Annotated in this window: 24 protein-coding genes; 12 read left to right on the top strand and 12 right to left on the bottom strand. The window is 28.5% G+C overall.

The genetic code is table 11. The annotated features are described in order from the left end of the window. Positions 1-4 precede the first annotated feature (4 nt). From ACZ5SO_RS07455 to ACZ5SO_RS07475, 5 genes are read left to right on the top strand one after another with little or no spacing between them, the layout of a single operon-like run. Complete coding sequence (locus ACZ5SO_RS07455; RefSeq protein ID WP_464627743.1) at positions 5-928, top strand: transketolase family protein; 924 nt, start codon at positions 5-7, stop codon at positions 926-928. Positions 929-944: 16 nt separating this feature from the next. Next, entirely contained in the window at positions 945-1,415 is a 471-nt protein-coding gene (locus ACZ5SO_RS07460; RefSeq protein WP_464627744.1) for an RpiB/LacA/LacB family sugar-phosphate isomerase, read from the top strand. Next, a complete protein-coding gene (locus ACZ5SO_RS07465; protein WP_464627745.1) occupies positions 1,415-2,593 on the top strand; it encodes an iron-containing alcohol dehydrogenase in 1,179 nt (392 codons plus the stop codon). The genes ACZ5SO_RS07460 and ACZ5SO_RS07465 overlap by 1 nt, the downstream gene beginning before the upstream one ends. After that, complete coding sequence (locus ACZ5SO_RS07470) at positions 2,587-3,339, top strand: sulfite exporter TauE/SafE family protein (protein WP_464627746.1); 753 nt, start codon at positions 2,587-2,589, stop codon at positions 3,337-3,339. The genes ACZ5SO_RS07465 and ACZ5SO_RS07470 overlap by 7 nt, the downstream gene beginning before the upstream one ends. Before the next feature lie 10 nt (positions 3,340-3,349). Continuing rightward, on the top strand, positions 3,350-4,042 hold the full coding sequence (locus tag ACZ5SO_RS07475; protein ID WP_464627747.1) for a DUF4867 family protein: 693 nt from the start codon (positions 3,350-3,352) through the stop codon (positions 4,040-4,042). A 55-nt stretch (positions 4,043-4,097) separates the two neighbouring features. Here the strand turns inward: ACZ5SO_RS07475 and ACZ5SO_RS07480 are convergent, their stop codons facing one another. After that, complete coding sequence (locus ACZ5SO_RS07480; RefSeq protein WP_464627748.1) at positions 4,098-4,904, bottom strand: glycerophosphodiester phosphodiesterase; 807 nt, start codon at positions 4,902-4,904, stop codon at positions 4,098-4,100. 229 nt (positions 4,905-5,133) lie between these two features. Between ACZ5SO_RS07480 and ACZ5SO_RS07485 the strand changes: the two genes are divergently transcribed. Next, a complete protein-coding gene (locus ACZ5SO_RS07485) occupies positions 5,134-6,834 on the top strand; it encodes a hypothetical protein (protein ID WP_464627749.1) in 1,701 nt (566 codons plus the stop codon). A 4-nt stretch (positions 6,835-6,838) separates the two neighbouring features. On the opposite strand, the gene ACZ5SO_RS07490 is transcribed toward ACZ5SO_RS07485, so the two are convergent. Continuing rightward, on the bottom strand, positions 6,839-7,567 hold the full coding sequence (locus tag ACZ5SO_RS07490; RefSeq protein WP_464627750.1) for an RNA methyltransferase: 729 nt from the start codon (positions 7,565-7,567) through the stop codon (positions 6,839-6,841). 55 nt (positions 7,568-7,622) lie between these two features. Here ACZ5SO_RS07490 and ACZ5SO_RS07495 point away from each other — a divergent pair, with 55 nt between their 5' ends. From ACZ5SO_RS07495 to ACZ5SO_RS07505, 3 genes are all read left to right on the top strand, one after another. Next, positions 7,623-8,870: an AI-2E family transporter gene (locus tag ACZ5SO_RS07495; RefSeq protein ID WP_464627751.1), complete on the top strand. Its 1,248-nt coding sequence runs from the start codon at positions 7,623-7,625 to the stop codon at positions 8,868-8,870. A gap of 2 nt (positions 8,871-8,872) precedes the next feature. Further along, positions 8,873-9,361, top strand: coding sequence for a MarR family winged helix-turn-helix transcriptional regulator (locus ACZ5SO_RS07500; RefSeq protein ID WP_464627752.1), 489 nt, complete (start codon positions 8,873-8,875; stop codon positions 9,359-9,361). A gap of 154 nt (positions 9,362-9,515) precedes the next feature. Then, on the top strand, positions 9,516-10,154 hold the full coding sequence (locus tag ACZ5SO_RS07505; protein ID WP_464627753.1) for a bifunctional adenosylcobinamide kinase/adenosylcobinamide-phosphate guanylyltransferase: 639 nt from the start codon (positions 9,516-9,518) through the stop codon (positions 10,152-10,154). A gap of 117 nt (positions 10,155-10,271) precedes the next feature. Here ACZ5SO_RS07505 and ACZ5SO_RS07510 read toward each other — a convergent pair whose 3' ends face one another. Further along, the gene (locus ACZ5SO_RS07510; protein WP_464627754.1) at positions 10,272-10,802 is read right to left on the bottom strand and encodes a hypothetical protein; all 531 of its coding nucleotides are present in this window, start codon (positions 10,800-10,802) and stop codon (positions 10,272-10,274) included. Between the two features lie 13 nt (positions 10,803-10,815). Continuing rightward, complete coding sequence (locus ACZ5SO_RS07515) at positions 10,816-11,376, bottom strand: hypothetical protein (RefSeq protein ID WP_464627755.1); 561 nt, start codon at positions 11,374-11,376, stop codon at positions 10,816-10,818. Positions 11,377-11,582: 206 nt separating this feature from the next. Here ACZ5SO_RS07515 and ACZ5SO_RS07520 point away from each other — a divergent pair, with 206 nt between their 5' ends. Then, complete coding sequence (locus ACZ5SO_RS07520) at positions 11,583-12,860, top strand: RluA family pseudouridine synthase (RefSeq protein WP_464627756.1); 1,278 nt, start codon at positions 11,583-11,585, stop codon at positions 12,858-12,860. On the opposite strand, the gene ACZ5SO_RS07525 is transcribed toward ACZ5SO_RS07520, so the two are convergent. The 4 genes from ACZ5SO_RS07525 to ACZ5SO_RS07540 are packed head-to-tail and all read right to left on the bottom strand — an operon-like array spanning position 12,857 to position 17,625. After that, complete coding sequence (locus ACZ5SO_RS07525) at positions 12,857-13,771, bottom strand: 1-phosphofructokinase family hexose kinase (protein WP_464627757.1); 915 nt, start codon at positions 13,769-13,771, stop codon at positions 12,857-12,859. The two genes, ACZ5SO_RS07520 and ACZ5SO_RS07525, sit on opposite strands and share 4 nt — an antisense overlap. 11 nt (positions 13,772-13,782) lie before the next feature. Beyond that, a complete protein-coding gene (locus tag ACZ5SO_RS07530; RefSeq protein ID WP_464627758.1) occupies positions 13,783-14,658 on the bottom strand; it encodes a PHP domain-containing protein in 876 nt (291 codons plus the stop codon). Beyond that, on the bottom strand, positions 14,658-16,511 hold the full coding sequence (gene mltG, locus ACZ5SO_RS07535; protein WP_464627759.1) for an endolytic transglycosylase MltG: 1,854 nt from the start codon (positions 16,509-16,511) through the stop codon (positions 14,658-14,660). Before mltG ends, ACZ5SO_RS07530 begins: the two co-directional genes overlap by 1 nt. Then, a complete protein-coding gene (locus ACZ5SO_RS07540; RefSeq protein ID WP_464627760.1) occupies positions 16,492-17,625 on the bottom strand; it encodes a hypothetical protein in 1,134 nt (377 codons plus the stop codon). The genes mltG and ACZ5SO_RS07540 overlap by 20 nt, the downstream gene beginning before the upstream one ends. A gap of 271 nt (positions 17,626-17,896) precedes the next feature. On the opposite strand from ACZ5SO_RS07540, the gene ACZ5SO_RS07545 reads away from it, so the two are divergent. Then, positions 17,897-18,484, top strand: a complete 588-nt coding sequence (locus tag ACZ5SO_RS07545; protein WP_464627761.1) for a DbpA RNA binding domain-containing protein — start codon at positions 17,897-17,899, stop codon at positions 18,482-18,484. A gap of 19 nt (positions 18,485-18,503) precedes the next feature. Further along, complete coding sequence (locus ACZ5SO_RS07550; RefSeq protein WP_464627762.1) at positions 18,504-19,151, top strand: MBL fold metallo-hydrolase; 648 nt, start codon at positions 18,504-18,506, stop codon at positions 19,149-19,151. Positions 19,152-19,205: 54 nt separating this feature from the next. On the opposite strand, the gene ACZ5SO_RS07555 is transcribed toward ACZ5SO_RS07550, so the two are convergent. The 4 genes from ACZ5SO_RS07555 to fabG all read right to left on the bottom strand — a co-directional run bounded on the left by ACZ5SO_RS07555 (position 19,206) and on the right by fabG (position 22,707). Further along, positions 19,206-19,571, bottom strand: coding sequence for a TraR/DksA family transcriptional regulator (locus ACZ5SO_RS07555; RefSeq protein WP_464627763.1), 366 nt, complete (start codon positions 19,569-19,571; stop codon positions 19,206-19,208). A 292-nt stretch (positions 19,572-19,863) separates the two neighbouring features. Further along, complete coding sequence (locus ACZ5SO_RS07560; RefSeq protein WP_464627764.1) at positions 19,864-20,625, bottom strand: SDR family oxidoreductase; 762 nt, start codon at positions 20,623-20,625, stop codon at positions 19,864-19,866. A 141-nt stretch (positions 20,626-20,766) separates the two neighbouring features. Further along, complete coding sequence (locus tag ACZ5SO_RS07565; protein ID WP_464627765.1) at positions 20,767-21,960, bottom strand: thiolase family protein; 1,194 nt, start codon at positions 21,958-21,960, stop codon at positions 20,767-20,769. A 9-nt stretch (positions 21,961-21,969) separates the two neighbouring features. Continuing rightward, complete coding sequence (fabG, locus tag ACZ5SO_RS07570; RefSeq protein WP_464627766.1) at positions 21,970-22,707, bottom strand: 3-oxoacyl-ACP reductase FabG; 738 nt, start codon at positions 22,705-22,707, stop codon at positions 21,970-21,972. Positions 22,708-22,714 lie beyond the last annotated feature (7 nt).

The following is a 22,714-nucleotide window of genomic DNA, read 5'->3' on the forward strand; positions in this document are numbered from 1 at the left end:
AGTTATGGATATGAGAGAAATATACTGCAAGACATTAATTGAAGCAGCAAAATCGAATGATAAAATTATGGTACTTGAAGCTGATTTAATGAGAGCAACTGGTACAGCTGATTTTAAAAAAGCCTACCCTTCAAGATTCGTTGAAGTTGGTATTGCAGAAGCTAATTTAGTTGGAGTTAGTGCAGGTTTATCAAATATGGGAAAAATTCCTTTTGCAGCAACTTTTGGTTGTTTTGCTAGCAGAAGAGCTTTTGATCAATTCTTTTTAAGTGCAAATTATGCTCAACTAAATGTTAAATTAGTTGGAACAGATCCTGGAGTTACAGCAGCTTTTAATGGCGGAACCCATATGCCTTTTGAAGATTTAGCCCTCATGCAAACCATTCCAAATTTAGTAATTTGTGAACCTTGTGATTCAGTTAGCTTAAATAAAACTATATATAACTTAATAGATCATTATGGATCTACATATATGAGGCTTCAAAGAAAAGGATCTCAAACTATTTATGATAAGGATGAAAAATTTGAGATAGGGAAAGCAAAAGTTTTGAGAGACGGAAGTGATGTTACTATCATAGCCTTAGGTTATGTTTTAGTTCCAGAAGCTTTAGAAGCTGCAAAAAGATTAGAAAAGGAAGGTATCAGCGCTGCTGTTATAGATCCAGTTTGTGTAAAACCTCTAGATAAAGAATTAATTTTACATTATGCAGCAAAAACTAAACATATTGTAAGTGCTGAAAATCATCAAGTTGGTGGTGGTCTTGGTAGTGCTATTAGTAATTTATTAGCTATTGAGAGACCTACAAAAATGAGAATGGTTGGAGTCCAAGATGAATTCGGTCAAGTTGGAACTCTTGATTACTTAAAAGAATATTATAAATTGACAGCAGAAGAAATCTGTAAACAAGTTAAAGAAGTATTGAAATAAAAAGGAGAAATATTTTATGAAAATTGCAATTGCAAGTGACTTAAGTGGTTATGATTTAAAAACTGCTATTAAAGATTTTTTATTAGAAAAAGGCTATGAAGTTTTAGATTTTGGCATAGAAGATAAAGATCATCCAAAACCTTATTTTGAACAAGCTCCTAAAGTAGCTAAGGCTATACAGAATAAAGAAGCTGATAAAGGTATTTTAGTTTGTGGTACTGGTCAAGGAATGGCTATTGTCGCTAATAAACATAAAGGTATTTATGCCTGTGTTGTTGACTCAATCTTCAGTGGTGAGAGAGCTAAAATCATCAACCAAGCTAATGTAATAACTCTCGGTGGTTGGATTACAGCTCCTTTTGTAGCAACAGAAATTGTTGATGGTTGGCTTAAGAGAAATTTCTGTGAAAAAATGGAATTTAAAACTGATTTCTTAACTAATGCCTTTAACCAAGTTGTAGAAATTGAAAAGGAGAATTTCAAATAATGAAAGACATTACACACAGGAACTTATTAAATAATCCTGTAAAAATAGTACAAACTGACTCCTTAAGTGCTTCAACTCTTTTAGAAGAATGTTTGCTTTTAGATCCTAATTTAAAAAATATTACTTTCATTGTAGATAATGCCCCAATTAAGGAAAAAGAAATACTTTTAAAAGATATGAAAAATCTTATTGATATTACAGTTTTAGATGAGGTTCACCCAAACCCTAGAACAAGTGATATTAATAATATGAATAGTAAAATTAATAAAACTTCATTAATTGTTGGTATTGGTGGTGGTTCTGTTATGGACAGTGCTAAGGCCATTAGTATGCTACAAACAAATGGTGGAGACCTTGAAGACTATTTGTCTAATTCACCTAAAAGAAAAATAGAGAAAGAAAGCCTTCCTCTAATTCTAATCCCAACAACTGTTGGAACTGGCTCTGAAATGACTAAAGTTGGAGTTTATACTTCTCTTAGTAAAAGAAAATATACCCTAGGATCACAATTAATGCATGCAAAGAAAGCTATTTTAAATACTGAATATATTTTAAATATGCCTCCTTCATTAATTGCTTCAACTGGAGTTGATGCATTAGACCATGTGTTAGAAACTATTTGGAATAAAAATGCGACTGAAGAAACTAGAAAATTGGCTATAGAAGTTTCAATTGACATTATTAATAATTTACCAAAATTATATACAGCTGCAGTAAATAAAACAGATAACAGCGAATGGGCAAAAAACATGTTACTATCCTCTGCAATGGCTGGAGCTACATTTAGTTGTACAGGAACTGCAGCAGGTCATGCTCTATCTTTTGTATTGAGCGAAGATTTTCACGTACCACATGGAAGTGCTTGTGCATTTACTTTACTAGATATTTTTAAAATGTCGATGAGTCTTGAAAATGTTAAAAAGCCTCTTTGTGAAATTGCTAAAGCTTTTTTCAGCGAAAAAGATGAAGACATTTTACTCTCTAAATTGTATGAAAAACTTGATAAGATGTTTACTTTGATGAAGCTACCTAGAAATTTCAAACAACTAGGAGTTGAAATAAAAAAAGAAGAAATAGATGAACACTTTAATAGGGCTTTTGATGATCCAAAAATGTGGAACCAAATACCTAAAGCAACAAAAGAAAATATCTATCCTTTCTTGGTGGCAAAATGTTAAACCTTATATTAAGTGGACTTGTAGTATTTATAACTCATGCACTTGAAGCTATAACAGGCTTTGGGTGCACAGTTATAGCTGTTCCTTTTGTAACAGCCCTACTCGGTCTAAAACAAGGAATAATGATAGTTACAATTTTAGCTTGGATTTTAGCTTTATATATAGTTGTAACTAACTTAAAACATGTGAAAATAAAACATACATTTTTAATATTAGCTCTTATGATACCTACACTTCCAATAGGAATGTATATTTTTAGGTATGTAAATCCATCTCTATTTAAAAAAGGCTTAGCTATTTTTATAATTTTTGTATCAATCTTAAATTTATATAAACTATTAATGAAGAGGGAAAACGAAAATGAAGAAGTTACTACTTTAAGTAAAAAAGATAAAATCACATCCACTCTAGCCTTATTATTTGGGGGAGTTGTTCACGGAGCAATTTCTAGTGGGGGCCCACTTGTTGTAATATATGCTACAAAAGTTTTAAAAGATAAAAAAGATTTTAGAGCAACCCTGTGTTCTGTTTGGTTTACCTTAAACTCTATTATTATTATATCTTATTTTTTTAATAATCCTGGTTTTACTTTTACAACATTTAAAAACACATTGACACAGCTACCTTTCTTGTTTGTAGGGATAATCATTGGTGAGATGATACATAACAAAGTTAATGCAAGAACTTTTTCAATTATTGTTTTTGCTTTATTGCTTTTAACTGGTATCTTTATGTTCGCACTTTAGGAGACTTATTTTGTCAAATAATAATTCAACTTTAAAAAAATTACAAACTCTAAATCCTAGCCTTTCAATTGAAAGTGCTTACTCTTCTCTTTTTAAAGAATATGGAAAAATCTTAGACTTAAATTGTAGTAAAAATTTAATTACAAAATTAGAAAAAGATACTAAGATTCCCGACAAAGGAAATATTTACATCCCATATGTTAGAGAATGGGAAGATGAAAAAACAATTGAAGAATTATCTCCTTATTTTGATGAAGAAATTGAAATAGGTTATTGTAATGGTCAAAATACTGACTTAAATGCTCTTGAGTGGCACACTTGTAATGAAATTAATGTTTATAGCACTGATGTCGTTTTGTTTTTAGCGAAGCTAACAGATTTAGATCATAATTATGAATTAACTAGTTCAAAAATTAAAACCTTTTATATACCTAAAAATACTACTATTTTGCTTTATAACACAACACTACACTTCTCTCCTTGTAAGGTAGATAGTACAGGATTTAGGGCAGTAATTATTTTAAGCGATTTAACAAATACTGAATTGAGGGAAAATAACATCAAATTTTATTCAGATAAAAAATATGAACCGTTTCTCTTTAAAAAGAATAAATATATTATCTGTCATAAAGAGGCAACAGCTCTAACGAAACAGAATATTAAAACAAATATAGTTGGAACAAATTTAAAACTAACTATTTAAACAATACCTCACTATTTATTTTTAACTAAGTAGTGAGGTTTATTTCTCAAAATTATTATCTAATATTTAACTCTTTAGCAACTTTTATCACAGTAGCTGGGTCATCTGTCATTATAGAATCAACCCCCATTTTAAAAAGTGTTCTCATCTCTTCTTCATCATTAATTGTCCAAACCATAATTACAGCACCTCTTTGATGCATCATTGTTATAAACCTAGGAGTGATTACTTTAATTATTCCTTGAGAGACTGGCACTTGAAAAATAATTTTTCTCTCTGCTAATTTTTTAGGTAATATATTTAGTTTTTGTTTAATTAATAAAGGAACAACTTCTTTTGTAGTAACACTAGTTAATATATCAGGAGCTTTTTCTCTAATAGCTTGCAGATTTTCCAAATGAAATGAAGCACAACAAACTCTATGTTCAGCCTTATGCTTTCTAACAACTTTTATAAACTCATCTACTATTCTTAAATCTTTAGTTTTTAAATCAATATTAAATCTTTGATTAGGGCATTTTACTAAAGCTTCTTCAAGAGTACATAATTTTATATTCTTCCCTCGAAAAGGGAAAGTCTTCCCCCCATCTTTTGTAAAAGTATATCCAGCATCAAATTCTAATAATTCTTTTACACTGTGATCTTCTATTCTACCACTTCCATTTGTGTTTCTATCTAAAGTTTCGTCATGCCAAATTACAACTTGATTATCTTTTGATAAATGAACATCAGTTTCAATAACATCAATTCCCATTTTTACTGCAGAAATAAATGCTTCAATTGTATTCTCTGGAAAATGTTTACTATCACCTCTATGCGCTACAACTCTAGGCATGGGATTTAAAAAGCCTTCATTAATCATATATTCTAACTCCATTATTATGTTCAATCTTATTAAGAAAATTCCAAAAGCACAAGGATTTTCAATTATTATAGAATACCCAAAATATAATCTTTGATTTTCAATCTGTTAATTCTATAATCTTATCATCAAATAATTACAACAATTATTAAATAACTAAGACCCTGATATTGAAAGCTCACTTAATATTTATTAGCATTTAAGTAACATAAACAATTTGAGATGAATTATGAAATTAAATAAATTATTTTCACTTATAATTTTAATATGTTTAATACCATTTAAAGCTTATTCAATGAATACAATAGCAACTCTATATGATAGAGATTCTTTTATTGTAACAACAGTAAACCATCTAGCTTTAAACTCAAAGGTAACAGGAATATATGATAATTATCCAACAACAGCAGCTAGTGTTTTATATACTTTTAACAAAATTGATAGAGCATCATTAAGCAAAATTGATAAAAGTTTATATGACAAAGTTGAAAAAGAATTATTTAATAAAGATAATTTACTATATTCAAATGAAAATTTTGCCTTTAATATTAATCTTCCTATTACTTTCGAAGGCTTTTTTTATGAAACAAATGATAATAGTAAATTAAAATATTATGAATTAGATAACCAATACAAAGATATATCCCCTTGGTTAGATTTAAATACACAATTATATTTTGGACAAAATATTGTAGGATATTCACAGTTTGCTATAAAAGATAAGTTAAATTACACTCCTATAGATTACGCCTCCTCTATTGAAACTAACTTAGATTCCTTTTTCTTATTACCAACTTGGAAAAATAATTTTGAAATTCACTACCCTTTCAAAATTGGTTTATCTATTGGAGATGAGCATTACAACTTTCAGATTGGTAAAAATAGATTATCATCAGGTAGTGGTATAACAGGTAATTTTTTTATAGGCGACAACTTCTCAAAACAAGACTATATGGCCTTCTCCCTTCTATCATCAAAATTTTCATATACAATAAATGTAACAGCCTTTGATCAACAAAGTTCTTCTCTAGAGTTTTCACCAATATCTTTTAATGGAAAACAACAGTACAGAGTAATGCATAAAGCAAAAATTAATCTATTGAAAAATTTTTCTCTAGATATTTATCAAGGAGCTCTCTTTCAAGTATCTACTTTAAATTTTAGGATGCTCATCCCTTTTATGTTCGTTCATAATTATTATAATTTTAAAGATAACAAAATTATAAAAGCAAATGATGAGGCAAATAATATTTTAGGATTTCAAACAACTTGGGTAATTAATGAAGGAAATGAACTTAATTTTATAATTTCATTTGATCAAATTCAAGTATTTGAATCCGGAGAAGAGTTTCCCTCTTCTTATGGATTTTTAATTAATTATAAAAATTCTAAATCAAAAACTAATGGAATAATTAGTAAAAATATTGAGGTAGTTTATACATCTCCTTATCTCTATTTAAATGAAAAATATGATTCTTTTATTGAGGGGGATGAAGAAGTTAATCTTCTAAATTATAATTATGATTATATTCTAGGTTATAATTATGGAAAATATAGTGAAATAGGATACGGTGGCTATATTTATGGCCCTGATGCTATTGTCAGTTCAGCTTCTTTTAAATATTCCTCTTTTCAAAATTGGAATATTGCTTCAACTTTATTATTTAAAATAAAAGGGACAAAAGGAATAAAAACAAATAAAGAAGATACTGATAATGATATAATTGGAAAAGTAATCTCTTCTATAATAGTTGGAACTCCACAAATAACAATAAGCTTAACTCAAAGTGGAGGAATTGAATTAACTGATAAAATATATTTAGCTACTTATATAAGTTTAAATAGTATAATAAATCATTATAATAATGATTCAATTCCATCTGATTTTAATGTTCAAGGAAAAATTATTGCTAAAATAAATCTTATTTAACTATCTATTTTTTATATTTTGCAATTTTAGACATTTTATCAAACAATTTCTCAATTCTTTGCATTTCACTTTCACTTAATGTAGCTCGTTCAAATACATCTCTTAATAAAATAGTTGTCCAATATTTCTCATATTTTTGTTTAAAATAACCTATATTATCTAAACTATCTATTGATTTAAAAACTCCGTCATTTAGCCTATCTTTTGTTATAGGGGAAAATTCTACAGGCCAGGGTTTTAATCTATTGTAAAGAGAATAAGTTATAATTTGTACAGCTTGAGAAAGATTTAATGATGGGAAGTCTTCACTAGTTGGAATTGTAACAATTTGCGAGCAAGCATTTACTTCTTCATCTGTTAATCCGCTTTTTTCCCTACCAAACACAATAGAGACAAGTCCATCTCCTAAAGTTGATATTTTAGAAGCTAATTGTTCAGGATTTAAACAATCTGCTTTTCTGTATTTTCCTCTTCTTCTAGTTGCCCCTACACTATAAATACTAGTTGAAAGCGCAGCCTCTAAATTATCAAAATATGATGCTCTCTCATAAATATCAATAGCTTTAAGGGCTAATTGCCTAATCCTAACTATATCGTAAGTTCTATCACTAACTAAGGCTAGGCGTGTAATTCCCATAGTTTTCATTGCCCTACAAACACTACCAATATTAGCCCCATCTTGTGTGTCCACTAAAACTACTTGTATTCGATCAAGATTTTGCTTTTCTTTCATAATTAATTAATAGCAGATATTGAAGGTTTTTCATAGCTAGTTTATATTTGATAATATGAAAGAAAATACAAAGTTTCCGAATTCCTTAAATTTAAAAGATAGTAATAAATATTTGAAAGCATTAGCTTTCACTGTTATATTTTTTATTATAGTCTTTGGACTAAAAGCTGCTAGTAGTGTTTTACTTCCAATAGTTTTTGCATGTTTTGTTATGCTTATTTTATTCCCACTTCTTGAAAAACTCGATAAATTGCATTTTCCATATTGGCTGAGTAATACCATTGGAATTCTTGCTTTTCTTGCTTTTTTATTAATTGTTGGTGTATTGGTATTTATGGTAATCCAAAAATTAATTATTGGAATACCAGCTTATGGAAGTAGAGTTGATGAGCTAGATTATTTGATTACTGAAAAACTTTCTAGTTTGTTAGATTTTGAACCAGGAGAAACATTTCTCTCTAGAATGGATATTAATTGGATAAATATAACATTAACAAGTCTAACTAATATTTCATCACATTTTGCAACCATCATTAAAAATATTTTATTAGTTTTTGTCTTTTTATTTTTCTTGATTTTAGAAAGACATACTCTAACTCCAAAAATTAATGAAGCCTTCAATGGTAAAAAAAGCAAAATCATTGTATCAATTGCACAAAGAACAACTCACCAAATTGCAAGATATTTATTTATAAAATTTACAATAAGTTTAATCACCGGTATTTTATTCTACTTAACAGCAAAAGTAACTAGTCTTGATTTTGCTATTTTATGGGGACTTTTAGCCTTTGTTTTGAATTTTATACCAAGTATTGGATCATTGATTGCGACTCTTGTCACCATTTCTATGGCTCTTATACAATTTGCACCTGATTGGATTAGCATAATTTATGTTGGAGTATTAACGATTTCAATTCAAACTGTTTTAGGAAATATTATAGACCCTAGACTTCAAGGTATACAATTAGGTCTATCTCCATTTGTTTTATTAGTATCATTATCTCTTTGGGGTTTTGTTTGGGGAATACCAGGAATGTTTTTGGCAGTACCTCTAACTAGTATGATTCAAATCTTCTGTGTAAATATAGAAAGCTTACGTCCAATTGCAATCTTACTAGGTAGTGGAAAAAGAATTCAAAGACGATACATTAACAATCAGACACTTGAAAAAATGGCACGTAAAAATAGTAAAGGCAAAAAAATGAGTAAAGAAGATTATGAAATTCTTGAAGCACAAAAAACTAAAAATTCAACAGATTTAAATGACTTTATCTTCCCTGACTCATTTGACTTAGATAATTAATTATGAGTAATTTTGAAGATATTGAAATTCTAGAACATTCTTTACTTTCTATTAAACAAATTTCATCTTTGTTGTCTAAAATGGAACAATATTATGAAAAAGAAGATTCAAATAAAAACTCTCTCACAAAGAGACAAGCTGAAGTACTTTTATTTTTATATGAAAGACCTACCCCTCCAAGTTTGAGACAACTTTCAAGGGAACTTTCTACTAGTCACCAAAATACTAAACAAATATGTAAGATTTTAGAAAAAGCCAATCTAATTAGATTTATCGAAGATATTCAAGATAAGAGAAAAACTCTCATTAAATTAACATTTAAAGGTGAGAGTAAAGCTATTACAATAAACAAAACATTAAAAAGGATTTCAATGAAAATTGTTGATAATTTAAATAGTAATGATATAGATGAGCTTGCTAGAATCTTAAGAAAATTACAATTTTTATTAGACGATGAAAACTTGAATATTAGAAAATCTTTTAATAATTAAACTTCTATTATTCTTATTAATTTTGTTCTCATTTATTGTTAATTTTTATATAATTACACAAAGCATTAAGCTATTGTATTGGATTAATTTTTGAAAAATAAAATAGTAGAAATATCTAAATTTACATGTTAGTATGATTTAGTAGGAGAGAAAAATGCCAACAATAGATATCAAAAAAATGCATCTATATCAAAACCAAGTTAAAACGAATTCTCGCACACTCCTCTCTAGTGCTAGTGATAAAAAAATCCAAACAAAAAAGAAACCACAAGTTTCTCTTTTACTTGGAGCATATAAAAGTGGAAAAAGTTCTTATGCTTGTGACTACGCTTTAAGCTTTGGAATAAAAAGTGAACATAGAACTATTATAGCAACATCTAGAGATAGAGTTGATGAAGTCACTGATAAATGTAAAGATTTAAATTTCAAAAGTGAAGAACAATTTACTATTATAGAAGAAAATAAAAATTTAGATAAAACCTTAAAAGATCTCCCATCTTCTGCACAAATTGTACTTGTTGATAATATTGTAGAATGGCTATCTAATTTAGTTAGATCTAATGAAAATTTAGAAGAAAAACAACGCCTTCTTTTAGATATATTATCTAATCCCAAACAAGATATTGTTATACTTTCAAACATTGTTGAACTTACAACAATTAATATTGACGAAAAAGAAAAAAAATTACTTGATCTTATTGGTACCTTTAATCAAGAAATAGCTAAACTCTCTGATAATGTCATATTATTAGTAGCTGGCTTACCTTTAAAAATAAAAGGTAATTTATTATAAAACATATCAACATGATTTAAAAAGAAGATATCTAAAACTTGATATCTTCTTTTTTTTACCTAGCAAAGCATTAGTTCCAAATTATTACTATATCAAAAGAATGGCTCTTTTTTAAATTTAATCTAATACTATATAACAATTATATTTAATTTCATTAATTTCAATCTTTGAATAAAGATAATTATCAACTTGCCAACAGTTATTATAATCAATTCTAGCATTAAAATATTGGCCATCACTATTAAAAACGAGAATATTATCTTCAATTTCATAAGAGAATAAGCCATTATTATCATCTTCTTCAAATCCACTAATAAAAGACCAGCCCCACGCTCTTTCTTCATAGAACTCTGTTATCTCAATACTCGCTGTCTCTTCATTCTCAACATACACAGTTGGTCTATCACTTATAAGTTGTTCTGTAATATCAAAAGAAAAATAATTTTCTTCTTCAACTAAATCGTCATCATCTCCCTGTATAAAATCATCTATTAAATCAACTGTTGATTCATCTTCAATTGGAGGGATCAATGAAGCATCACAACTTTGGAAAAAATATGATACGCTCAAAATTAATATTATCATTGACAAAACGCTATAAAAGGCTTTTTTAGTATTTATCTTTTCTTTATTCTTATTATCCTTCATAAAATTATTCTCCTTATTCTTCATCACTCTCAACTAATTCTTCTTTAATATAATAAGTTCTTTGATTTCCACTAAAAATAAAGGCTATATTTTCCATTTGATTATTTTTAGATTTAGAATAGACAAGATCATATATCTTAGAGTTTGGCAAATGAGCTTTTAATAATGAATTTTCTTCATCATAGTAAATAAAGCCTAGTTCTTTACCTAAAACTTCATTAGTTTTATCAAGATAGAGAAAAATGGGCAAAATTACTTTTTCTCTATCTAAATCTGTGGTCAAAAATATTTTTTCATATTTTTGACCCCTAGATGCTAATGGATAAGATACACCTTGTTCATCTATAATCCACGAAGAGCCGTAAATAGTCTTTAAAGTTGTTAAGGCTTCTTCTTTTGTCATTTTAGAAATAGGTCTTTTACCCATTCCTAAAAAAGCCACATAAACAATAATTAATAAAGAAACAAATGCAATTATTAAGCCAATTATTTTATCTTTGCTAAGTTTTTTTTCTTCACTCTGGGTTACCTCTTCCTTCTTTAAAGGAGGACTTTGCTGTTTTTTTGTAGCCATAACTTTTCCCTTTTTAAAAGAAAATTAATTGTTAACAATTTTTTTAAGCGCTGTATAAATATTTTTGCCATATTGCCTTTAATTTCTCAGTTATTAAGAACTGCAATGTGTTATTACTTAATGCAAAACAATGAATTTAAACTAAATTTATGTTAAGATAAATTTTGTATTTGAATAAAAGTTCACTTTTATATACATTTATACGCATGATAGAAAGAAGAATTTTTGATGTCGAGTTAGCCTCAATCCACCTAAAGAAATTATTTAAAACATTTGATGAAACTAAAATTATTAGTGAAGATTTAACTACAGAAAAGTTAATGGATGATAAAGGTATTATGTTTGGAATCTTAGTTTGTTTAGACAAAGATAATAATGAAGTTGTTCTAAAAGCTTTTTCCTCACAACTATACTCAAGATATCTTGTAAAAGGATTTGTACCACCTGCTTTTGATACAACAAAATTTGATCAAATAGTTAATAAATATGATTCACAAATAAAAAAACTAACTAGAGAAATTAAATCAAATAATAGCACAGATTTAGTTAAAATCAGAAAAGATCTTAGTAATAAAGCCTTAGCTGAGATTCAAGATTTATATACATTTCACACAGTAGATGGGGAAATTTTAAAACTTAGGGATTTGAAAAAAAATCAATTTTTCCCAACTGGAACGGGAGATTGTTGTGCTCCTAAATTGCTAAATCACGCTTTTAAAAACTCACTAACTCCTATTAGCTTAGCTGAAGGGTTTTATGGTAAAAATACTAAAGAAAAACAACATCTATCTTTTTATCCTCCTTGTGAGGAAAAATGTTCTTTAATTTTACCACATATGTTAAAACTAGATATTATTTATGTAGATCAATATATTTGCGTAATTAATAAACAAGCTAATATTACAACAATTGCAGGGAAAAAACCTGAATTAAAAGATTGTATAACATCTAGATTTAAAAAGATATTCCCTAATGCTATAGAACAAAGTAGCACACATAGATTAGATATGGATACCTCAGGCTTATTAATCCTAGCTATGGATAAGGCATCTCATAGAAATATTTCAATACAGTTTCAACATAGAGAAGTAGAAAAACAATATACAGCACTTCTTAGAGGTGTTGTTAAAAATGAAAAAGGTACTATCGATTTACCTATACGATTAGATGTTGAAAATAGGCCTTACCAAATTGTTGATTTTGAAAAGGGTAAAAAGGCTATAACTCATTATAAGAGAATTGGTATTGAAAAAAATAAGGATACAAATGAGATTTATACTAGAGTTTTATTTTCTCCAGAAACTGGTAGAACACACCAACTTAGAGTCCATTCTAAGGAAAAGCTATTCCCAATTGTTGGAGATAGGCTTTATGGCGTAAGAAAACCTAATGAGAAGTTTATGGCCCTACACGCTTCATATATAAAATTTAAGCATCCTACTACAAATGAAGTGATGGAATTTTATTCGCACCCCGCCTTTTAAACTAAACTTCCAGGTATAATACTCTCTGCATTTAACATAGCATCATAACTAGCATTTTTTAGAGAAATATCTAATGTTTTATTTTCAATTAAATTAGCTACTAAAGAAGCTGCAAAGGTATCGCCACAACCAATTGTATTTACACATTTATCACTTTTTTCAACTTCAATTTGATAAAATCCACTAGAATCATAAACCCAAGTTGGCCTTTTACCTCTAGTTATAACACTTATTATATTAAACTCATCGTAGAGATATTTAATTTTAGCTATTACTTTCTCTTTGCATTCATCATTTTGTGAATTTTCTAATATATCTTGGTTATAAAAAGTTTTCATAAATTCTCTCAAATTCGGCTTAATTATATCTGGTCTATATTTTATACATCTTTTTAATTCATCATTTGCTACATCTAAAATTACTCTCTTATTTAGCTCTTTTGCTCTCTTTACAAATGAAGAATAAATATCCTCTTTATAATTTGGACTTCTTGTACCTGTAATAAGTAAATAGTCGCATTTCTCAATCTCTTGATTAAATAATTCTCTTATTTTCTGATCAGTTGAATCACTAACTTTATTACTTTCTTCAACAAGTTCAGTAGTTTGTCCTGATTTTGTTAAGATGGTTGAACAGGTTCTTACTCTAGAATCATAATCTAAAACATATTTTAGATTTATATTATCTCTTTGTGTTAATTCTAACATTCGCTTTTCATCTTTGTAATGGAGATGAGAAATTATAACATTGTCTATATTTTTTTGTGTTAGGATTCTACATACGTTAATACCTTTTCCACTAGCATCTTCTCTTAAATATTTGGCCCTATTAACTTCTCCTAAAATAAACGAATCAAACATATATGTTTTTTGAAATGTTGGATTCAAACAAACTACTAAAACACTTTTCATTTATACCCTCTTTAAACGAATTCTATTTTATGGCTACTTTCAATATTATCTATATTTGCGCTTTTATATTCTAATCCAACTCTTTTCCCAAACTTATCACACAAATCTATAGCTTTACCTATGTTATAAGGAGAGTGTGCATCCGAATTAGAAATTATCTTTATTTTATCATAACTTTTTGCAAGATTCCAAAATTCTTCAACAGGATATAGGTATCTCATATCGTTATTAAAGCCTATTGTTTTCTCTTTTAAAATACCATTTCCATTTACCTCTAAAGGCATATCGTAATACAGGGCTGCTTCGATTATATCTTTACTAACAGCTTTTGCTTGTTCATCCCATTTGAAATATTGTATAAAAAATAAATCAGGATGAGCTGCTAATGAAAATAATCCGCTTTCGATTGATTTTATATATTGTTTAGCATAAACACTTAATGCTTTTTTATTTAAAGGATAATGATGAAGTGGAAAATCTTTGTTTGTTGGTAAATTTAAATAATGTACCCCAAAAATTAAGTAATCACATCTTTCTTTCATTTCTTCTAAATACGAATGATATTCTTTAAAATAATCACATTCAAAACCACTTAATATTTTAAGTGACGTTTTTTCAATATCTTGTTTTAAAGCTAAATTCTTTTCATTATTTTGCTTTTCCACCTCTTTTAAATTATCTATATTAGCTAAATAGGTATCAACAGTTTTATAATCCATTCTACTCTTTGACCAGCGATTTTCTTTTACTGGACAATGTTCACTAAAACCTAACAATTCTATTGAATTATTTTTTGCTTCTCTCACATAATCTTCTAACTCACCTACTCCATGCCCACAATAAAAGGAATGAGTGTGTAAGTTATACTTACCAAATTCATAATTCATTATATTTTACTATCTCTCTTTTCTATATTTTCTAAATGTTCTTCATAAGTCAAAGCTGGGATTAAATTACCATCCAAATCATGGATATAATACAGATAATCAGTCTCTGACGGATAGATTGCACTTTCAATTGCCTCTTTACTACTTAAACAAATTCCACTAGGCGGTAGCCCTTTTTTTCTTCTTGTATTATATGGAGTTTGCTTATCAAATATTTCTTGCGTTATTTCATCACTCCAATTCCCAAGTTCATATCTTGTAGTTGCATCAATTCCAAGTGGCATATCTTTTTTAATTCTATTATGAATAACACTTGAAATTATCGGCATCTGATCAACATCTTGAGTTTCAGCTTGAATTAATGAAGCTATTATTATTATCTCGTTTATACTATACCCAGAATTTGCAATATCTTTAAGGTATGGTGATAAAATTTTAAAAGTATTTTCTAACATCGTTCTAGCTAATAAATCTACATCAAATTTATTTGTAATTTTATAGATTGCTGGAGTAAACCACCCTTCTACAAATTCTAAGCCTTTTTCACTACAAATTGTTGTGCAAGCCTCGATAAATTCTCCTTTATCTATAAGTTTACGACTTGCTAAAAGCTGATCAACTTGATCAATAGTACTTGCTGGATAGATTTTTATTGTTATATCATCTGATTCAACAATAGCTGAGGCTATATCTTCAATGTGACTATTTTTCTTAATAATATAGGTACCACTTCTAAGCTTGGTATCTAAATTATTACTAACAACATAATTTAAAAAAGCCTCACTACTACAAACCCCATTTTCTTCTAATAAAAAAGATATTGCTTTAGCACTTAATCCTTTGTTAATTGTTAATTTTACGTAATCTCCACTCAATTTATCATCCTCTATATTGACAATTGAAATTGATGAATCATTATTCTCCTCTTCATTTAATAAAGATAGAGAACTGTTTATAGAGGATAAGTCATTTGTATCGTTTCCAACATAAATATAATCTAAATTTATATCGTTTGAAGAAATTGGCTCTATTATATTTAAGTTATCATTCGATAAACTAGATGTTAAACTATTATTAGAAAATTGAGTATTAGAAAATAGCTTTAAAATAATTAAAGCTAATAATAAGATAAAAAGAATTATAATAATATATTTATTTTTATTAATTGTATTTTTTTTAATCTTTTTATTCTTCTTAGTAGAAGATTTCTTTTTTTTAGGGCTAACATTCTTTTTAACTTTTGAGATAGGTTTTTTTATCTCTTTATTTTTTTGATTTACATTTTTTTTCTTCTGGCTTGTTTTTTTAGTTACAGAAATTTTAGATTTACTATCACTTTTTGTTTTAGCATCATCTTTTATATTAGTTTTTAATTTCTTAATTGAATAAGTATGACTTTGTTCATGATTTATATGTGGAACTGTTTTGTCTTTTTTACTCTTACTTTGAGAATTTATTTTATTTTGGTTCTTATCTTCTTCTTTTTTAACTTCTTTTTTTTGTTGAGTAGAAGAGTATCCTCCTTTTTTAAAGACATCTTTTTTAGAACTAGGAATTCCTCTAACGGCTTTTCTCGGAGGAACAATTATTTCATCTATATTATTTTTTTTGATTTCTTTTCTACTCTTAGAAGCTTCACTAGTTTGCACGTTTGCTATTCTAGGTTTTTTTGTTGGATTTTTGTTAGTAGCAGATGGGGTCTTTTCTTTGTCTAATAAAGCTTTTTTTTGTATTTCAGTTCTTGCTTTTCTTTTCACCGAGTTAGACTTAGAAGAAGTAGACGGAGTTTTTTTATGTATAGGCTTTTTGTTCTCACTCATTTCATTTTTATCATTATTTTTCGGTGTTTCCATCGCTCTCATCCAAAGTAACTAAGTCTAAAGTTGATTTTTCAAATGTTCCTTTTTTCTTCAACTCTATTATCTTATTACGTTTTTCATTTATTTTTTGTTCTATTTTATTAATCTGTCTATTACAATTTGCTATTTCAGTTTCAAGCGTTTTAATTTTACTTCTCTCATGTGCTATCTGAGCTGAAAGCTCTGTAATGATCATCTCATTTTTTATTTTTACTATATCTTGTTCTAAACTATCAATTTTAGCAAGTTCTAGTGTTATATTATCTATCAAAGAAATTGCTTTTATGCCAATTTCTTTTGAGGTAATATCATTGGGGAGAGTATTATATAGTTCTTTACCTAATAATATAGCAGCATTTATTTCACTCTCTTTAGCATTTTTCACATCTTTTTTTAGTTCTTCTAATACCCTAGAAGAAGAATGAGCTTCTTCATTTTTAATCAATTTGATTTGATTTTCACATTTTTTAATTTTCTTCTCTAATTGAGTTCTAGAATTAATAGCTAGATTTAATGTATTTAAATATTTCTCTTTATTTAAAATCTCAATTTTTTCTATTAGGTTATTATCTCTAAGATAAACAGCAGCATTTCTAAATAATTTTTTTAATTCTCGTTTTTTATTTAACAAAAGATTATTATAAAAAGCAGAAAATAAAATTACATTTGTAGAGTTAGCTTTTTTTTCATACTTAGCTATTGTTTTATTTATATTGTTAAAAATAGAATCTAGCTTAATTTTTAAATCTTCACTTAATTTATTATTAGAATAAGCCTCATAAACTGCAGCTCCAAAGCGTGAGAGCTCTTTTTCTTCTTCTTCTTTTTTTTCATCTAATAATATTCTCAAATTACAAATTTGTTTATTACAGTCATCAACTATGTCTACTTTATTTTTAAGTTTATTAAAAATATCTAATTGTTTTTTATATTCTTTTTTAGACATTTCATAGTCAATAAGCTCATTTGAACAATAAGGAAAAGATTTATTTTTTACAAAAAGTGCAACAGATACACCTAAACTTAGATAATGTTTAGCTATAAGTTGTTTGACTTTTTCTATTTGCTTCTCTATTATTACTATTTGTTCACTGCTACTATAGGCCATAAGAACAATATAGCAAATAATTGTTTCCTTGACAAAGCTATTAATTCTTTTATATGCTCAAAAGAAATTGGTATTGCAGGACTTTTTAGTTTATCAATTCCCCGAGTGTGACCGGAAGGTATCCTTGGAGCTAAGGTAGGTGCCTTTTCCTAGCCTTAGTATTATACAAAATATATAATTAAAACATATAAAAAATTATTATATATTTTGCAAAAAAGGAACTACACTAAAACTCAATGAGTGTAGTAAATATCTTTAAGGAGACTTGCTCATGGATAATAGAAACAAGAGCACCCCTATTGAATTAGATGATGTTCTAATTGGGAAGATTAAATTACTTGCAGGAAAAACTGAAACAGATCCAAATCCTGAAGAATTAGAATCTCTTAAAAAACTCATCAAAAAGAATGTTCCATGGCGCTTACGTGGATACTTTATGGCTTACTTATTAAGAGAGCTCACTAAGTCATCGAAAGATGATAAAGCTCAAAAAGCTAAAAGTCAAAAAAGTCGAAATTCAAAGGCAAAAAAAACTTTTGCAGATCAAAATGTTGCTAAAGCAGCACAAACAGAAACTAAAGCAGTAAAAAAACCTAAGCCAGTAAAAAAACTTCCTGATGGGGCAAAAACTCTTTATTTAAATGTTGGTAAAATGAAAAAGTTATATACTAAAGAACTTTCTCTTTTACTTCAAGAAAAGTTAAATATCACTAGAGATGATATTTATAGCATCAGAGTCCATGATAAATATTCTTTTATAACTATGGATGAAAAAAATTGTGAAAAGGCAATCGAAGTTTTGGACGGTATTGACATCAAAGGCCGCACAGCTTCTATTACTTATTCCAAAAAGAAATAATTAGATAGGAAGTGGATTTATGTTTATTGATTCCTTAATTGTCGGTCCTTACCAAACAAATTGTTATATTTATGGTAATGAAGAAACTCAAAGTGCTTGGATAATCGATCCTGGTGCCGATGCAGATAAAATTATTGATTTTCTTAAAAAGAGAAATGTTGAACCTGTATCAGTTTTACTAACTCATGGACATTGGGATCATATAATGGGCTTGCCAAAATTGGTTGAAACCTATCCTTCATTAGAAATCTTTGTCGGTGAAAAAGATCTATGCTACCTTGGAAAAAAAGGTAAAGACTTCATTAATAAATATTGTTTTGACTTAACTTTCCTGCAGAGTTTTGAAAACGAAATTAATAATTTACCAGAAGCTGATTATACTCTTAAAGGCGGAGAATTTTTAGATGATTGTCACTTCAAAGTTATTTCAACACCAGGTCATACTCAAGGTGGAGTTTGCTACCTAGATGAAGAAAATAATATCCTATTTTCTGGAGATACTCTTTTTGCAAGTAGTATTGGAAGATGTGACCTTGTTGGAGGAAGCTACCAAGATATACAGGTTAGCTTATCTAAACTTATGGAATTAGATGACGATATAATTGTCTTACCTGGGCATGGTCCTAAAACAACAATCAAGCAAGAGAGAAACAATCCATATTTCTAAGATTATTTCTAAAAACAGTTAAAGGTTCACAAAAATTGTGAACCTTTAATTATTTTACCTACTTCTTCCAGCCTTCTCTTCCTCACTGTTTTTACAGTCAACACAAACAACTGCATAAGGAATTGCCCTTAACCTATTTTCTGGGATTTCCTTTCCACATTGGAAACAATATCCATATTGTTTGTTGTGAATTCTTGAGAGGGCATTATCAATTGCTTGTAACTTATTATAATCATGAGTAGCAGTTATTTGAATTTTTCTAAATGCTAATTCCTCAGTTACAGAATCAATGCTATCATTGATAGTTTTTGCGTTAACTAAATCTTTAAAATCTGAATCTTGTTTGATCAATTTTTTCAAAATAGCAGCTTTTTCTGCTTTTAGCGCTTCCTTCATTTCGTCTATGAATTCGCGGGTCATAACATACTCCTATTCGTTCTGTCACAACGTATAATTTAGATATAGCTAAAATGAATAAAAACGCAATTCTAGTCAATATGTTTTTAAGAAAAAAATAAGCTAATTAACAAAATTTTAATATTTTTACTTTACATTTATTAAGTGTATTGTAACTTTTTACCATAAACGAGCAAAAAAATACATTAGAACACTAATCGAAGTATTTTCTTAAAAGAGGTCAAATTGCAATTAGAAAATATAACCCGAATGCTACGATAATCTAATATTAATTCTTATTCAAGACACAAATTAATTATTTTCCCATAAATCCACCATCTACGGGTATAATAGCACCAGTTATATATTCAGAAGCACTAGATACAAGAAAAATTGCAAGGCCAGCTAAGTCTTTTGGCTCACCCCATCTACCCATTGGAATTCTATTAGTTATTTCTGCATATTGAGCTGGATTTACATCCTTCATGTTTTTAGTTAGAGCAGTTCTCATATATCCTGGAGCTATGGCATTAACATTAACGCCCTTAGAACTTAATTCATTAGATAAAGCCTTTGTTAATATAGCTAATCCACCTTTACTAGCAGAGTATGCAGGGACCATAACACTACCAAAAAAAGAATCCATTGAGGCCATGTTAATTATTCTACCTGAGCCTTGTTCTACCATGTGCCTACCAACTAATTGTGACAATAAAAAAACAGCATTTAAGTTTAAATCTATCACTTTTTGCCAATCAGAGAATTTTACATCTAAAGCTGGAGCCCTTTTAATCATACCTGCTCCATTAAATAAAATATCAACTCTATTATCAAGTTTTAATAAACATTCATCTACCAATTTTGGAATATTATCAAAATCTGTAAGATCAAATTGAATATATTCAACTATATTCCCTTCTTTACTTATTTCTTTAGCTGCACTTTCAATTCCATTATCAACTGATACAATTACAACCTTGCATCCAGCCTCGACATATTGTTTTGCAATTTCTTTACAAAGACCACTTGAGCCTCCAGTAACTATAGCTCTTTTACCTTTAATATCAAAACTAATCATTTAATTTCCTTCTTCATATAGATTTATCAAATTTTTGCTATGTTATTATATAATTTAATAATTTATATGATAAATTCTTCAGTATATTTAAAATTATATTGAAGAATTTATTTTAAAAGATTTACAAAAAATTAATAGGAATTAATTTTTAGTAAAATACATTGACATTCCTTGTCCACCACCAATACACATACTAACCATCGCATCATTTTTAGTGGTTCTTTTTAATTCATGTAATACTTTAACAACTAAAACAGCTCCTGTAGCACCTAATGGGTGTCCAATTGAAATACCACCACCATAAATATTAACTTTTTCATCACTCAATTTAAGATCTCTAGCTACAGCTACTGACTGGCTCGCAAAGGCTTCATTAATTTCAAACATATCAATTTCAGTTAAATCTAAATCTAATTTTTTAGCTAACTTTTCACTTGATAATTTAGGACCATATCCCATATAGTCACTATCTATACCAGATACTGCAAATCCTTTTATTGTTAATAATGGTTTAAGATTTAATTCAAGAGCTTTTTCTTTTGACATCAATACTAAAGCTGCGGCCCCATCATTTAAACTTGAAGAATTTCCTGCTGTTACACTTCCATTTTCTTTTACAAAACAAGGACGTAATCTTTGTAGCTTTTCAATTGTCTGATCTGCTCTAGGACCTTCATCAGTATCAAAAATTGTAACATTTCCTTTTCTATCTACTAGTTCAACAGGTACAATTTCTTCAACAAATTTACCTTCTTTTATTGCTTTTGAAGCTTTTTGATGGCTCTTTAGGGCAAATTGATCTTGTTCTTCTCTTGAAACATTATATCTTTTTGCAACATTTTCAGCCGTAACTCCATTATGTGAATTATTTAAAGGCCAAGTTAATATATCAATAACTCCATCTTCAAAGACTTTATGTCCCATTCTAGCTCCCCAACGAGCATCTTTTACATAGTAAGGGAGTTGTGAAATATTTTCTGTTCCACCTGCTACAACAATTTCATTTTGCCCTGTTTGAATTTCCATTACAGCATCAGCTATTGACTGTAGTGATGAGGCACATTGTCTATTTACTGAATATGCTGTAGATTCTTCACTCATTCCAGCTTTAAGTGCAACAGCCCTAGCTATAAATCCACATTCTGCAACTTGACCAACTTGACCCATTATTAATTCATCAACTTTATTTATATCAATTCCAGCGCGTTTTACTGCTTCTTTTACAACTAATGCACCTAAATCAATTGCTGAAACGTCTTTCAAACTTTTTCCATAAGCACCGACTGGAGTTCTCACTCCACTAACAATTACCACGTCTTTTAAATTATTTGTCATCAATTTCTCCTAAACAATCATTCCACCACCAACGTTTATTACTTCGCCAGTTATATAATCAGCTTCATCTGAACCTAAAAATGCTACTAAATTAGCTACATCTCTTGGGCTTCCAGCTCTACCCATTGGAATCTTACTAATCATAATGTCCCAAACTTTTTCTGGAACACCTCTTGTCATATCTGTTTCAATAAAACCTGGACAAATAGCATTACAGGTAACACCTTTTCTTGCCAATTCTCTTGATGCTGTTTTTGTTAATCCAACGACCCCTGCTTTTGAAGCTGCATAATTAGCTTGTCCAATATTACCTAACCAACTTCCTGAAGAAATATTAATAATTGCACCTTTACCTTTTTCTCTTAAAATTTGAGTAGCATATTGAACACTATAAAAGGTACCAGTTAAATTAACACTTATAACAAGATTCCAATCTTCAACAGACATTTTATGTAGCATTGCATCTCTATTAATTCCAGCGTTATTTACTACAATATCTAAAGTACCATATTGTTCTAAAGTGAAATCATACATACTTTTAACTTGATTTTGGTCTGCAATGTTAACTACAAACGCTTTAGCTTCAAATCCTTCAGCTTTAATTTTTTCAACCATGCTATTAGCTGTTTCTGCTTTCATATCAGCAACAATAACCTTAGCACCTTCTTGTGCTAACTTTAATGCTATGCCAGCACCTAAACCACTTCCGGCACCTGTTACAATAGCAACTTTCTCTTTTAATCTCATAATTCCT

The organism is Pleomorphochaeta naphthae (assembly GCF_055396005.1).

What these genes read in the sequence shown, in the direction of transcription:
- ACZ5SO_RS07525 (WP_464627757.1), bottom strand. Translation starts at nt 13,771, where the DNA reads ATGAAAAGTGTTTTAGTAGTTTGTTTGAATCCAACATTTCAAAAAACA.
- mltG (WP_464627759.1), bottom strand. Translation starts at nt 16,511, where the DNA reads ATGGAAACACCGAAAAATAATGATAAAAATGAAATGAGTGAGAACAAA.
- ACZ5SO_RS07545 (WP_464627761.1), top strand. Translation starts at nt 17,897, where the DNA reads ATGGATAATAGAAACAAGAGCACCCCTATTGAATTAGATGATGTTCTA.
- ACZ5SO_RS07470 (WP_464627746.1), top strand. Translation starts at nt 2,587, where the DNA reads ATGTTAAACCTTATATTAAGTGGACTTGTAGTATTTATAACTCATGCA.
- ACZ5SO_RS07560 (WP_464627764.1), bottom strand. Translation starts at nt 20,625, where the DNA reads ATGATTAGTTTTGATATTAAAGGTAAAAGAGCTATAGTTACTGGAGGC.
- fabG (WP_464627766.1), bottom strand. Translation starts at nt 22,707, where the DNA reads ATGAGATTAAAAGAGAAAGTTGCTATTGTAACAGGTGCCGGAAGTGGT.
- ACZ5SO_RS07505 (WP_464627753.1), top strand. Translation starts at nt 9,516, where the DNA reads ATGCCAACAATAGATATCAAAAAAATGCATCTATATCAAAACCAAGTT.
- ACZ5SO_RS07455 (WP_464627743.1), top strand. Translation starts at nt 5, where the DNA reads ATGGATATGAGAGAAATATACTGCAAGACATTAATTGAAGCAGCAAAA.
- ACZ5SO_RS07495 (WP_464627751.1), top strand. Translation starts at nt 7,623, where the DNA reads ATGAAAGAAAATACAAAGTTTCCGAATTCCTTAAATTTAAAAGATAGT.
- ACZ5SO_RS07465 (WP_464627745.1), top strand. Translation starts at nt 1,415, where the DNA reads ATGAAAGACATTACACACAGGAACTTATTAAATAATCCTGTAAAAATA.
- ACZ5SO_RS07480 (WP_464627748.1), bottom strand. Translation starts at nt 4,904, where the DNA reads ATGATTAATGAAGGCTTTTTAAATCCCATGCCTAGAGTTGTAGCGCAT.
- ACZ5SO_RS07555 (WP_464627763.1), bottom strand. Translation starts at nt 19,571, where the DNA reads ATGACCCGCGAATTCATAGACGAAATGAAGGAAGCGCTAAAAGCAGAA.
- ACZ5SO_RS07485 (WP_464627749.1), top strand. Translation starts at nt 5,134, where the DNA reads ATGAAATTAAATAAATTATTTTCACTTATAATTTTAATATGTTTAATA.
- ACZ5SO_RS07510 (WP_464627754.1), bottom strand. Translation starts at nt 10,802, where the DNA reads ATGAAGGATAATAAGAATAAAGAAAAGATAAATACTAAAAAAGCCTTT.
- ACZ5SO_RS07515 (WP_464627755.1), bottom strand. Translation starts at nt 11,376, where the DNA reads ATGGCTACAAAAAAACAGCAAAGTCCTCCTTTAAAGAAGGAAGAGGTA.
- ACZ5SO_RS07500 (WP_464627752.1), top strand. Translation starts at nt 8,873, where the DNA reads ATGAGTAATTTTGAAGATATTGAAATTCTAGAACATTCTTTACTTTCT.
- ACZ5SO_RS07460 (WP_464627744.1), top strand. Translation starts at nt 945, where the DNA reads ATGAAAATTGCAATTGCAAGTGACTTAAGTGGTTATGATTTAAAAACT.
- ACZ5SO_RS07530 (WP_464627758.1), bottom strand. Translation starts at nt 14,658, where the DNA reads ATGAATTATGAATTTGGTAAGTATAACTTACACACTCATTCCTTTTAT.
- ACZ5SO_RS07540 (WP_464627760.1), bottom strand. Translation starts at nt 17,625, where the DNA reads ATGGCCTATAGTAGCAGTGAACAAATAGTAATAATAGAGAAGCAAATA.
- ACZ5SO_RS07550 (WP_464627762.1), top strand. Translation starts at nt 18,504, where the DNA reads ATGTTTATTGATTCCTTAATTGTCGGTCCTTACCAAACAAATTGTTAT.
- ACZ5SO_RS07565 (WP_464627765.1), bottom strand. Translation starts at nt 21,960, where the DNA reads ATGACAAATAATTTAAAAGACGTGGTAATTGTTAGTGGAGTGAGAACT.
- ACZ5SO_RS07520 (WP_464627756.1), top strand. Translation starts at nt 11,583, where the DNA reads ATGATAGAAAGAAGAATTTTTGATGTCGAGTTAGCCTCAATCCACCTA.
- ACZ5SO_RS07490 (WP_464627750.1), bottom strand. Translation starts at nt 7,567, where the DNA reads ATGAAAGAAAAGCAAAATCTTGATCGAATACAAGTAGTTTTAGTGGAC.